Here is a 12,281-nt window from a genome sequence, read left to right on the forward strand (position 1 = left end):
GTGTTTAGAGTAAAACATCTTGGCACTGTATATTAAAAGTTTCGGGAACGCCAAGGCATATGTCTTTGCGATACGTTATGTCATCCACATAATAACGCACCATGCCAAACATATTAGTAAAGCAAAAATCCTTCTCATCCTGTTTTGGCATCAAACTGCAAAATCGTATACTAGCGCCTGGTCTGTTTTCTCCCCCCCAATACAGGGATGTTAAAGCTGAACTCAGACAATAACGCACCCCTTCTTTATCATTAACTAACTGACATAAATCATAGATTTTTTGCAATTTATCATCGGACATATCACCTATGTTTTGGACGTTTCTGCCATTCACCATTGCTATAAATTCCTTACCAAAGCTTGAAAAACATGTATTTCTGTCTTCTTTGTGGGTACTAGTGGGCAACAATTCACAAAAAGCCATTGCTTTTTCAATAGATTCTGAGCTCGGATTTCCTAAATCTCCTCCGACAATTTCTATAAGATGCGGGGTTAAATATGTATAACACATCCCCTTCGCTTCTTTAGGTATTATGTCTTTATTACACGGGGACAATGGGTCATCTGCACTTAAATACTTGTCCTTTTTTTCTAACCAAAGTTCTCTATCGTGTATACCCGCCATCATTTCCATAACAGCTCCTCCAACACATTCTACATATTCCCTGTTGCCATACTCGGTAGTCCCTGTTTTCTCACAAAGCACAATAGCATCTTCCAGTTCATATTCAGCAAATGCTAAAACCCCATGCCCAAGACCGTGAAAACACATAGTATATGCCCCTTTGCCACCGGGGGCATTCCTGCAAATTTCAGCAATATCCTCCAAAGCACCGACCCCTCTTTCTAAGAGAGTACCTATAACTATAGAGTGTGAACAAGCATTGCGTAAATCATGAGTACACACATCTATTCCTTCAAGGCCACGCTGTTTATACAAAACGTCAGCTACGCTATGTCCAAGCAAGTGTGTGTCTATTCCGGAAGGTAGAATATTATTACCGGTAGCGTATATAAGAAGATTCATTGCATACTCAGCGTCCTTTTCTTCGGCGAGGTTAACAAAAAAATTAGTTATATCACCAAAATCAAGATTACCCCCTTCAATATATTTCAGGTCTTCAGTATCCAGAGTAAAACCCGCATCTTCCACAGTGCCTTGCTTAAACGGACCAAAAAAATACAGTCCCAATAAAACCGTATTAATTACCAAAATACCAGCAAGCACTATATATTTTATATTCTTGCTTTTGTGATTTGCCATTTTAAATTTTTTAAACTTTCCACTTATTCCACAAACGCGCTTAGTACAAATATGTCACAGCATTCTTAAAAGTAGTTAAAAACAATGCCACTATCTATCGTCCTTCAAAATCTTCCGGATTATGCACAACCGCCTTATGCCATTGTCCATCTTGCTTAACTATAAATATGTGCCTGCCTTTTTCAATGCTTGTTTTGTCTAAGTTTAAATATTTTAAACCACGAGGAAAAAATTTCTCGACATATCCAAAGGGATTGATATAAAACATAGCATCAAACGAACTCAAATCTATACCCTCAATCTCAAAAACCGTTTGGTCAAAATTTTCTTCTATTTTTTTGACCTCCGCGTTTTCCACCCCATTCCAATCAAAAACTATGTTGCTGTATTTATCATCCTTATTTAAAACGCAGTATTCATACCTGCCTTTTTCCCCTACTATGGGCCAAATAGTCTTTTGAAAGGTTGGTTTAAACCTCTTTTCAAAATCAAATAGTTCTCGTGCTAACTCTTCTTCCGCAACAAACGGTTCTTCTGTAGGGCTCCTAAAAATTATCCTCTTTATCTCACTTTGAACGAAAGTAACATCTTCACCATGCCCATCAACCAAGTAATATAATTCATTTATAATCGGGTCACCTGATGGAGTTTTTTCTGATCCAACCTCTGTGCTATAAGAAGAATAATAATATATCAAAAAATCATCGGAGTAACTGCTACACAAAAGGGAAGAGTCCCCCAAGCTGTCTTTGGGCGTACTTGTTGCGGAGTGTTTAAAAAAAAACACCGCAAAAACGGCACAACAAAATAGTATTATAGCCCCGGAAATTAAAGTAATTTTTTTTTTAGAAAAAAGCATTATACATAACATTCTTTAACTACAACAAGGACATGTTCCGCAGGCGGTATTGCAAGAAGATCCATCACAACTAGGGCTGCAAACTCTGCAATATCCTCCTTGACTATAGTAATAACCCTGGTAATAACCCTGTGCGTAATAATACCACTGTCCATAGTAGTACATTTCAGCATAGTAATAACTCTGTCCATAGTAGTATCCTTGATAATACCCTTGTCCGTAGTAATACCCTTGTCCGTAGTAATAGCTCTGATAGTATCCCTGTGCATAGTAATAACTCTGCCCGTAGTAGTATCCCTGGTAATATCCTTGTCCATAGTAATATCCCTCTGAATAACAAGGGGGCTGTCCGGCATTATTGTCATCACAATCTGTGGTGCTCAATGATAACATAGTGTGCCTTCTTTCATGCAACGGACTCAGTGGCTGGGTTTGGGATCCAACCTGAGTTAATGTCGCAGGCGAGCCATCAGAATCCTTATCCTCCATCCAAAGATAACTCTTTCTAAGTTCTCCTGTGTCATTTATTGCTATTGTGCCGTTAGTAAGGCGGGTTTCAAATCCCGGGTTCCAAACCACTGTCTGATTTGCGTTTATGGTTAAAGTTGTTCCGGAAGGACCGTTTATTGTAAGGTGTCCGTTATCAACACCGTCAACCAATTCAGGGAATGCGCAACTTGAATCTATTAAAACATCCCCACCTGGGTTTCTGGTGCACGGGGTGAGGTGCGAGGTGGCATTAGCTTCTTTGGTTTCCTGAAATATTCCAAAAAGTAACAAAGGTAAAACAAACACAAGAAAAGCTATGTATAAATTTACACCACGGCGCCCATTTTTTTTATAAAATATTCTCATCTATTATCTTTAATTTGTCACAAAACGGGGTTCCACACGCGACACATCCTCCCCGCTAACGGCAGTGATGTTCATTCCTCCCAAAAGACCTTCAGCTGTCCACTCCCCTCTCCATGTGCTTTTGTAAACACCGTTTTCTTCCACCTCTTCAACAAGTTCAAAGTTAACACTTGTTGTGCCGGAAAATGTAAGGAGTTCAGCTGTAACTGAATCTACAGGGCTGTGATGTTCCAATTTGACCTCGGCAATTTGCATATCTCCCTTCAAAGCATCCAGTGGGTCTATTTCAAACCTGGTAAACCTGGGTTCTGTTGTACTTGATACACTGTAAGACTGTTTTCCTTTTCCTATTGTCTCCAACGCTTCGGCTTCAAGTCTTTCCTCTTCTGTTAGCTGAACTTGGTCGTTATCTGAAAGATTTTTATTTTCCGGAGAATAATCCCCAAACCAGAGAGCGCCACCTATTAACACTGCTACGACAAGTACCGCTAAAATAATCTCCTTTTTGTTTTTCAATAAATTGTTTAAATCCATATATTTTTTATACCATACCGCGCGTAACTATGTAAGGCGGTGTTATTAATTAAAAATTATTTAAATGCCGGCTTCAGACAAGTCTTCCGCGCTAACCATTAAAAACGAAAACCTGTACCAACCTCCATCTTTTTTAACAAAAATTTCGTGATTTCCAATTTGTGCGTCAGTACGATTAAGCCAAAACACCTGCAAGCACTATGTACTTTATATTCTTGCTTTTGAGATTTGCCATTTTAAATTTTTCACCTGTTTCACAAAATTCTTAAAAACTGGATGTATAAAATTCGGAATTTTTGCGGAATAATATTGAATGCTGACCCTTTTGTATTTGTCCATTTTCCAAAGGAATATCTATAAAATTATTACCTGTTGGGAATACTTTGTGTACAACGTTGGAAGGATTTATGTAAAATAAAAATTCAAAAGAACTTATATCCACATCTTCAAAACTAACTCTTGCTTTAGATGTTGTAATATTTTCTTCTAAAACTTCTGCGTTTACAAGCAGGGGTGCTGTCCAGACTAATTTGGTGCGATAAACAGAGCCATCTTTAAGTTCTATGCAATGTTCATACACACCTTCTTTGGCTGTGGGCCAAAGATTAATGCCCAATAATCCTTCACGTATTAAAAACTGACCCGGAAGTGTCTCCCGTTCAAACAATATCTCTTGCTCCTCGGGTGGTGATCCCTCCCATGAAAAAACCTCTTCATAGTGAGGAGTTCCTATCGCTATCCTGTTTATCCTATCAAAATAAAGGTCCACCTCGTTAGCCTGCTGGTTCTGCAATAAATACACACTAAAGAGCCAAACAAGATCGAGGGTAGGAGTATCATTATGCTCCCCATACTTTTCGGGATTTGTAGGTACTAGTATTGTGTCGGTTCGCAAATACTGCCATTGCGCGTTGTTGACAACAACCCCCTCGGCAAGCTCCAGTAAATCGCATATGTCCGTTACAACACTATTTTTAGTGTTATCTTCTGTATTAAATATACTAAACCCTATCATCAAAGACGCTAAAAAAAGGATGGCTAAAACAATCTGTGCTGTTTTTTTTATTGCAATATTATTCATACGATTAGCAACATCCACATCCACCCCATCCATATGGACCCCAAATTAAACAGTATCCTCCTTGGCTATAGTAGTAACCCTGGTAATACCCTTGTGCGTAATAGTACCACTGACCATAGTAGTACATCTCAGCATAGTAATACCACTGTCCATAGTAGTAGCCTTCGTAATAATTTTGTGAATAGTAATATCCTTGTGTATAGTAGTAGCTTTGATAATATCCTTGTGTATAGTAGTAGCCCTGTCCATAGTAGTAGCTTTGATAATAACTCTGTCCATAATAGTACCCCTCTGCATAACAAGGAGGCCTACCAGGGTCATTGTCATCACAATCTGTGGTGCTTAACGATGACATAGTGTGCCTTCTTTCATGCAACGGACTTGTTGGTTGGGTTTGGGATCCAACCTGGGTTAATGTCGCAGGCGAGCCATCGGAATCCTTGTCCTCCATCCAAAGATAATTCTTTCTAAGTTCCCCCGTGTCGTTTATTACTATACTGCCGTTAGTAAGACGGACCTCAAAACCACCCGGGTTCCAAACCAGTGTCTGGTTTGCATTTATGGTTAAAGTTGTTCCGGAAGGGCCGTCTATTGTAAGGTGTCCATTATCAACACCATCCACTAATTCAGGGAAGGCGCAACTTGAATCTATTAAAACATCCCCGCCTGGATTTCTGGTGCACGGGGAAAGGTGCGAGGTGGCATTAGCGCCGTCAGTAAATAAAATAAAACTCGCAACTATTGCTGCGAATATAAAAAAGGTTTTTATATGGGTTTTCACAATTAAAACTTAATCTATTATAAAACCGTCTATGCCCTCGGCATCTTTTGCGTAGTTGGTCCACTGTTCAAAATCAAACCGGGGAGCAGTCAGGCGGTAGGATACCTCTCCCGCTTTTTCCGCGTATACCGTAACCCGCATGTTTTCCTTATCTTTTTCGTACCAAACATCGCCTCTGAATGAGGTTGTTAACAGGACTGCCAAACTTTGAAAATTCTTATCAAGATTCGTTGTTTTTGAAAACAGCCATAAATCACTACCCTCCTGCGCGTTTTCAAAATCCAAGATAGCTCTGTATAAACCACTGCTCTCATCATATTCAAGATTTATAACATCGGTGTGTTCCTCTTTAAGCCCTATCATGCCCGCCGCGTAAGTCGCATACTTTGTACCACCTATTGAATATACAGGGTCAAACACACCCGCGGTAATTTTTCCTGTGCCGCCACCCACAACCAGTCCTCCGCTTCCTATCGTTACTAGTCCACCATATGGATTAAAGGCCAATTCTCGCCAAGTCGCACTATCTCCGCTCTGTATAAGAGCTCGCCCCGTGCTATCGTTTTTATTAAATATCACATATCCTCCATTAGTTATATAATCAGAAGCGGATAACCTTATCCCGCTTGACAACTCATTCGCCTGTGACCTTAGATGTAACGGCATGTCAGGACTTGAGGTTCCTATTCCAATAGTACCCTCAACAATCAATCCGCTTCCGGGAGGTGTGGAACCAGAATAACCCGAGCCAATCGCAACCCCTCCGCTGGTTACGCCAAAATAAGCATCTATATCCGTTTCAAAAACTCCACCAACCCCAAGCCCGCCCGATTTATACTGCGTAACACCTGTCGCGTTAAGAGGTGTTGGAGTGTTGTCCGCAGGCGGAGAGGCTGTAGGGGGGTTCCACGCGGCAAAGGTGTGAAAAGTAAAGCCGAACATTAAAACAACTAAACCCCAAAATACAGAAACAACAATCGCGCTCTTCTGATGCTTTAAGTATTTTTTTAATTTTTGCATTGCCATTAACTTTGCTCTCTTAGTTTTTGTAAGTCTTCTTTTTGTGTTTCAGGGTTGCTTGTTTCCCCGGGCTGGGTTTCTCCCTCACCCAACTCGTCCTCAAGCTGGTTTTGTCTTCTTAATCTGCCTAACTGCTCTTTTTGCTCTACAGGGTCTTCTGTGGGTTCAAGATTTTCATTTTGTTCACGAAGATTTTCAAGTTCTTCCCTTTTTTCCTGCATTATCCTCTCATTTCTTTCTGCCTCCTCTTTTTCCTGTTCCTTCTGTTCTTTAATATTTAAAAACCAGATAGACGCAAAAATAAAAGATATAATTAAAAATATGGCTACAACTATAACTATCGCCTGTTTTCTTGATATGTTTTGCAAAAACTCCATGTTCACTATTATTTTATCAGTTATACTGCCTATTAGCTATGCGAACATTCCGAGTTATCCACAATTCGACAAGTTTCGACGATGAGCTCGCCGAATCGCTCATTGTTAAACACTCAACTGCCCCGCTTGTTGTAAATATTTCTTCATTATTTATCCTGAGGACATCGAAGGATTATCCACAACGAGATTAAATGGCTAAACGGTTATATGGTTAATCGTTTAGTTTGTCGTTCGTTATTTTTATCAATATATTTATTTCCTTTGGGAGTTTGTTTAATTCTTTAAAAATATGCTCGTATTGCTCCTTTGTAACAAGATGACGAATCTTTGCTTTTTCATTCCAATCCAAAGATTCTTGGACAGAGGAAAAACTATAGCGATAAAACTTAATTTTATCTTTTTTGAAATAGCGCCCGAAACCTTCAGCAATATTAGCAGAAATTGAATCTACTGATCTAATAAACTGCTCTCCAATGGTTTTCTTAGCTAAAACATCCCACTCAACAACAATATTCCACACATAATTTGACAATTCAAAAGCAACTCTATATACACTCACATCATTCAATTTTAAATATTTTTTATCAACCATTTAATTTTAAATTTTTGTTACTCATTTAAATCTCCGACAGAAATTTCAAACTCTATACCCTTTTTTATCTTATCTTCCAAAATCAATCTGGCTATGTAACTTTCAAGCTTATCTTGAATAGCGCGTGCCATAGGACGGGCGCCAAACTGCGGGTCAAACCCTACCTTGGCAACATAATCTACCACCTCGGGCGTAGGCTTATAGTAGTATCCTTTTTTCTTAAGACGCTCTACAAGATTCCCTATCATAAGCTGGGCCACCTGTTTTATCTGCTCCTCATTAAGAGGATGGTATATGACTATCTCATCAAAACGGTTTAAAAGTTCGGGCTTAAAATATCCGTTGTCTATAAAAAGGTCCAGCAATTTCTGCTTGCCTTCTTCAAGGTTCTCCCCCCTTTGCACCATCCCGCGAATTTCTGCCGCTCCCGCGTTTGAAGTTGCGATTATAATATTGTGCTGAAAGTTAACCTTGCGCCCAAACACATCTGTCATTTTACCTTCGTCAAAGACACGGAGAAATACATTAAGCAAATCTTTGTGCGCTTTTTCAAATTCATCCAAAAGGATAACTGAGAACGGATTATCACGCACAGCAGTTATCAGCTGGCCCGCGTATTCCTGACGCAAGGAACCAAGCATGCGCTCCACACTCTCAAGCGTCTGAAATTCCGACATGTCAAAACGTATCATTTTATCGGAAGAGCCAAAATATATGTTTGCCAGAACTTTAGACGTTAAGGTTTTACCAACACCCGTAGGGCCCACAAAAAGAAATACTCCCGCGGGCTTCTCTTCACGCGTAAGACCCGCGCGCAGCCTCTGCATTGCCCTTACTATGGTTTTTACAGCATACTCCTGTCCCACTATGTCTTTGTGCATCTCCTCTTCAAGGCGCATGAGCTTATCTTTTTCCTTTTGCCCAATAGCCCCCAGAGGCATATTTGTCTTTCTTGTAACAACAGCGTGCACATCTTCTACCTCTACAATATTTTTACCCTGGCTCTTTACGTAACTTACCACTTCATTTAAAAGGCTTAAACCCTTTTCAGGAAAAGGCACCGCCTGTATAAAAGAGTTCGCATCTTCATATATAGTCTTGAGCGCGGCATACATAAAAAACATTCTATCTCTGGCTTCAATGTGCAGAACCTCGTCCTCTAAAATTCTCAAAACCGCGCCACGTTCGGGTTCTTCAATATCCACCTTCTCCAAGAGGGCAAGAAGATCTGTACGGGGAGATATGTTCTGGTGAAACTTGCCCGGAGTTGTTGTAGCTATCATCTGCATATTTGCAGACTGTATATAAGGCAAAAGTATTTCCGAGATATCCGTACGCCCGAGCCCCTCTTGTTCCCCTATAAAATTATGTATGCTGTCTATAAACAAAATAACGTTACCAACTTTTTGAGCTTCGTCTAATACTCCACCTAAAATACGCTGGACCTCCGCCCTGTCGGAAGAAGACGAAACTATAGCGTTAACATTAAGTTCCAGTATCTTTTTATAATTTAACTCCTTAGGGGCTTTGCCTTCAGAAATATTCTGCGCGATTCTCAAAACAATAGCACGCTTGCCAACACCACTCTCTCCTACAAGCAGTGTATTTTGCTTATCTCCTCGCGTAAGTATCTGGTCCATGCGCTCCATAACCTGTTTTCTTCCAACCAACTTCATATCAGCCACTCTTTGGCGAAACGGCAAAGTAAGGTCGTGTGAAAACCCGGCAAGCAGACTTGGATAGCCGTATACCCACTCAGCGCCTATCGGACTGGAATTTAAAAGATTCTCTCTGGTCCACCATCTCCTCTTCTTTTCCCAGACATCCCTGTTATGCTCCTCCCAGATCGCGAGGGTTACGAGGTCCGGCTTATCCAGTTGCAGGTTTACAACCATTTGCTGAAAGGGCTGATGCACATCAAAAAGTGTTGCTAAAAAATCGGCAAGGGTCATGCGTTCATGTCCATGCTCGTTTCTAAGCTTAGCGGTTCCAACCAGCAACTTATCCATCTCCGCAGATAATTTAACCTCGCGGTTCCAGGGAGTGGAAACTACCGAAAGAAATTTTTGCTTAACATCCGGAGATGTTTTTATTAAATTATCCTCAACGGTTGAAGGGTCTATTCCTAAACGCAAAAAGAGATGCTTCGCAGGTTCGTATCTTGAAAAAGCCAAAAGAAAGCTGTCCGCGGAAACCGCCTCTTCACCAAGGCGTTTTGACACCCCAAAGGCATCGTCAAGGACCATGGCTTCGTCAAACCCGAGAAAGTCTGCGAGATTTTCGCTATTTTTTGTCTTAGGATACTTTAAATAGAACTGATAAAATATACCCTCAAAGAAAAGCAGAAAAAGGCCGAGAGGTAAAAATATATAAGCAAACCCTTTCCATTTCCTATCCGAAAGAAATAATTTATCTCCCACATCTATTATTACGTTCTGCCCTTCCTTGGGTGCCACCTCCCTTCCTTGTATGTCCGGGGGTTCCTGCAAGAGCGGAACGTCTTTTGCGGTTGGTGCAAAAGGAATATTAAAAGAAAAAGGATGGGTTAAGACAAAAGCCAGAAGAGCTGCAGCGCCCAAAGCAAAAAAAACAATGCGCAACCGTCTCCATATTTCAGGATAAAACGATTTTTGAAACTCAACCGCTTTATATATTTGAGATTTTTTAAGATTAAAAAACATGAAATTGACTTTTTTAACTGAAAACTAATGAGACTCCCTTGCCCATGAAAGCTACAACAACTACAGGCCAGAATATCCAAACCGCAAAAAGTACTGCAAAAAAGACAAGTACCGCAACCTGTACTGCAAAACCTGTAATAACCACGGACAAGCGTATCAATGCGGCTATGAGACGTGTGAAAATATCAAATATCCAGTTACCTACCTTGTCGCCAAAACTTTTGGCGCCGAACAACTCCTTAGAGCTAAACCTGTGCCACGGAGCAAAAAGCGTACGCAAGTGCTGAAGTATCAAAAACTTGTGCCATGTTGCAATGGAAAAGTTTTTAAGCAATACTAAAATAGCTGCGGGAGCAGTGCTATAATGCCAGAATAGATAGTTAATAAATAACATAAATTTTGCAAAGCAAAATTAAATGGTTAATTGATAAATGGTTAAACGGCTTTTTATTCACACGGATAATGCAACCAAATACATATTACTGAAACCATTTAGCCATATCGACAATAGTCGATTATACCTTTATTCTAACACAACACGCGATTTAAACTTAAGAACCCGTTATCAACAAGTATATGTCCGATTCTATTATACCCACAACAATTACAATTGGAGGCAAGGAAAAAAACATCATAAATTCCTTAGTGCAGACGATAGACATTATAAAGACCGAGATGTCGGATAATTTTGTTTTACTTATTAGTTTTGAGGAGCTGGAAAATCGCCTGTCTGAAGAAGAAAAATATCTTATGCAAAATATCCTAAATATAAATCCCGCAAAATATGGAATTGCGGCGCCTTATTTAGGCATTGAATCGGTACCACAGGATATTGTCGCAATAAGAGGGCAAAAATATATTTGGGAAGAGGAGGAAAAAAAGATAGCTACACAGTATCTTCCTAAAAACGTGTACGAAGCATACACAAAAATGAACAAGGTGGTAAAAAAAGACACAAAAGACGGACTGCTTGTAAGGTCGGGGTACCGCTCCCCTGCCTATCAGTTTTTAACGTTTGTATACTACTTTCAAAAAAATGATTTTGACATCCAAAAAACATTTGCACAAGTAGCTCTACCCGGCTATAGTGAGCACGGATATCCTCCCAGGCAGGCAGTAGATTTTATTACAGAAAACGGAGTTATATGGGGAGATAAAATATGTTTTGATGAAACCATAGAATATAAGTGGCTATTAAAAAACGCTGCCAAGTACGGATTTTTCTTATCATACCCACAAGACAACGAGAAGGGCATGATGTTCGAACCCTGGCACTGGAGATATAACCCATGAAACATAAAACTTGAAACATGGAACACATAAATAAGTTTGTAGATAAATATAAGTTAAAAATTGGCGGCACCGAATTTTGGGTGCCTTATCCTTATGAAAAACTGACCCTACAACACAGAAGAGAGTTTTCAGGAAAAAAGCCTGCCCCTCTCCCTTTTAAAGGCAGGGGCACGCCGGAACAAATAAAAGAGTATCTTATAGATGCGCTTGAAAAAGAAAAAACAAAGCCAAAAACTCCGGAGGAATATCGGGCTTTTATGTCTTCAATCAATCTTGGGGTAGAGTGTTCCGGGTTTGCATATTATGTTTTAGACGAGTATTTAAAAGAAAATTACAATGAAGAGCTTAGGAACCATCTTTATAAATCTAAAGAACAGTTGCTGGAAATATACGGCCATCCAAACCTTTCTCCTCCAAAAGGGTTAAAACGTTCAGTTGTGGAAACATACCCGAACTGGGTAAGTTTAGCACGGATACAAAAAGATTGGGGAAACAATCCTCGATACGTAATAGATGCTCCTGTGTTCAGTAATGAAGGCTCAACTATTCCTGTTAAAATAGCTGATATACAACCGGCGGATATAATAAGTATGGTGGGGCATGATAATATAGGACACCCTTTACTGGTAGTAAGTGTAAATAACAATGTTATAGTTTACGCGCACTCAGCAGGCAGACACGGACGCAAAAGCCACTACGGAGGCGTAGAATACGGTGAAATAAAAATAATTGACACCGAACTTCCAATAGAAAAACAAGAGTGGCAGGATAAGCTTCTCTTAAAAGCTCATAAATTTAAGCCCGGAGCCATAAGAAGACTTAAAACTCTGGAAAAATAAGAATATTTGTGGCATTGTGAGAATATAGCACTTAGTTGTCAACCATGTCTTACAATCACAAAAATATAAAACTCGTATATGACCCTCTTTGGGGGCTAATTGATA

The 12,281-nt window shown here is 39.8% G+C and carries 13 protein-coding genes; 2 read left to right on the forward strand and 11 right to left on the reverse strand.

All coding sequences use genetic code 11. The features are described from left to right. Nucleotides 1–4: 4 nt before the first annotated feature. From WDZ40_01475 to WDZ40_01525, 11 genes are all read right to left on the reverse strand, one after another. Nucleotides 5–1,264 carry a hypothetical protein gene (locus WDZ40_01475; protein MEX0877516.1) on the reverse strand — a complete coding sequence of 420 codons (1,260 nt, stop codon included), beginning with the start codon at nt 1,262–1,264 and terminating at the stop codon, nt 5–7. A gap of 94 nt (nt 1,265–1,358) precedes the next feature. Further along, complete coding sequence (locus WDZ40_01480; protein ID MEX0877517.1) at nt 1,359–2,051, reverse strand: hypothetical protein; 693 nt, start codon at nt 2,049–2,051, stop codon at nt 1,359–1,361. Nucleotides 2,052–2,138: 87 nt separating this feature from the next. Next, complete coding sequence (locus WDZ40_01485; GenBank protein ID MEX0877518.1) at nt 2,139–2,978, reverse strand: hypothetical protein; 840 nt, start codon at nt 2,976–2,978, stop codon at nt 2,139–2,141. Nucleotides 2,979–2,987: 9 nt separating this feature from the next. Beyond that, nucleotides 2,988–3,512, reverse strand: coding sequence for a hypothetical protein (locus tag WDZ40_01490; GenBank protein ID MEX0877519.1), 525 nt, complete (start codon nt 3,510–3,512; stop codon nt 2,988–2,990). 265 nt (nt 3,513–3,777) lie between these two features. After that, nucleotides 3,778–4,626 carry a hypothetical protein gene (locus WDZ40_01495; protein MEX0877520.1) on the reverse strand — a complete coding sequence of 283 codons (849 nt, stop codon included), beginning with the start codon at nt 4,624–4,626 and terminating at the stop codon, nt 3,778–3,780. Further along, nucleotides 4,598–5,374, reverse strand: a complete 777-nt coding sequence (locus tag WDZ40_01500) for a hypothetical protein (GenBank protein ID MEX0877521.1) — start codon at nt 5,372–5,374, stop codon at nt 4,598–4,600. Before WDZ40_01500 ends, WDZ40_01495 begins: the two co-directional genes overlap by 29 nt. 9 nt (nt 5,375–5,383) lie before the next feature. Next, nucleotides 5,384–6,400, reverse strand: coding sequence for a hypothetical protein (locus tag WDZ40_01505; GenBank protein ID MEX0877522.1), 1,017 nt, complete (start codon nt 6,398–6,400; stop codon nt 5,384–5,386). Next, complete coding sequence (locus tag WDZ40_01510; protein MEX0877523.1) at nt 6,400–6,771, reverse strand: hypothetical protein; 372 nt, start codon at nt 6,769–6,771, stop codon at nt 6,400–6,402. Before WDZ40_01510 ends, WDZ40_01505 begins: the two co-directional genes overlap by 1 nt. A 211-nt stretch (nt 6,772–6,982) precedes the next feature. Further along, nucleotides 6,983–7,363, reverse strand: a complete 381-nt coding sequence (locus WDZ40_01515; protein MEX0877524.1) for a four helix bundle protein — start codon at nt 7,361–7,363, stop codon at nt 6,983–6,985. 17 nt (nt 7,364–7,380) lie between these two features. Next, the gene (locus WDZ40_01520) at nt 7,381–10,044 is read right to left on the reverse strand and encodes an ATP-dependent Clp protease ATP-binding subunit (protein ID MEX0877525.1); all 2,664 of its coding nucleotides are present in this window, start codon (nt 10,042–10,044) and stop codon (nt 7,381–7,383) included. A gap of 13 nt (nt 10,045–10,057) precedes the next feature. Then, nucleotides 10,058–10,438 (reverse strand): hypothetical protein, encoded by a 381-nt coding sequence (locus WDZ40_01525; GenBank protein ID MEX0877526.1) that lies wholly within the window; start codon nt 10,436–10,438, stop codon nt 10,058–10,060. A gap of 182 nt (nt 10,439–10,620) precedes the next feature. On the opposite strand from WDZ40_01525, the gene WDZ40_01530 reads away from it, so the two are divergent. Both WDZ40_01530 and WDZ40_01535 read left to right on the forward strand, forming a co-directional pair. Continuing rightward, entirely contained in the window at nt 10,621–11,337 is a 717-nt protein-coding gene (locus WDZ40_01530; GenBank protein MEX0877527.1) for a M15 family metallopeptidase, read from the forward strand. 17 nt (nt 11,338–11,354) lie between these two features. After that, entirely contained in the window at nt 11,355–12,176 is an 822-nt protein-coding gene (locus WDZ40_01535; protein ID MEX0877528.1) for a hypothetical protein, read from the forward strand. Nucleotides 12,177–12,281: the final 105 nt, after the last annotated feature.

It is taken from the genome of Candidatus Spechtbacterales bacterium, assembly GCA_040879145.1.
Classification (GTDB): Bacteria; Patescibacteriota; Minisyncoccia; order Spechtbacterales; family 2-12-FULL-38-22; genus JAWVZY01.

Bases quoted from the DNA above. Each gene is read 5' to 3' on its own strand.
- WDZ40_01505 (MEX0877522.1), bottom strand. From the start codon at position 6,400: ATGGCAATGCAAAAATTAAAAAAATACTTAAAGCATCAGAAGAGCGCG.
- WDZ40_01520 (MEX0877525.1), bottom strand. From the start codon at position 10,044: ATGTTTTTTAATCTTAAAAAATCTCAAATATATAAAGCGGTTGAGTTT.
- WDZ40_01490 (MEX0877519.1), bottom strand. From the start codon at position 3,512: ATGGATTTAAACAATTTATTGAAAAACAAAAAGGAGATTATTTTAGCG.
- WDZ40_01485 (MEX0877518.1), bottom strand. From the start codon at position 2,978: ATGAGAATATTTTATAAAAAAAATGGGCGCCGTGGTGTAAATTTATAC.
- WDZ40_01530 (MEX0877527.1), top strand. From the start codon at position 10,621: ATGTCCGATTCTATTATACCCACAACAATTACAATTGGAGGCAAGGAA.
- WDZ40_01515 (MEX0877524.1), bottom strand. From the start codon at position 7,363: ATGGTTGATAAAAAATATTTAAAATTGAATGATGTGAGTGTATATAGA.
- WDZ40_01475 (MEX0877516.1), bottom strand. From the start codon at position 1,264: ATGGCAAATCACAAAAGCAAGAATATAAAATATATAGTGCTTGCTGGT.
- WDZ40_01535 (MEX0877528.1), top strand. From the start codon at position 11,355: ATGGAACACATAAATAAGTTTGTAGATAAATATAAGTTAAAAATTGGC.
- WDZ40_01525 (MEX0877526.1), bottom strand. From the start codon at position 10,438: ATGTTATTTATTAACTATCTATTCTGGCATTATAGCACTGCTCCCGCA.
- WDZ40_01510 (MEX0877523.1), bottom strand. From the start codon at position 6,771: ATGGAGTTTTTGCAAAACATATCAAGAAAACAGGCGATAGTTATAGTT.
- WDZ40_01495 (MEX0877520.1), bottom strand. From the start codon at position 4,626: ATGGATGGGGTGGATGTGGATGTTGCTAATCGTATGAATAATATTGCA.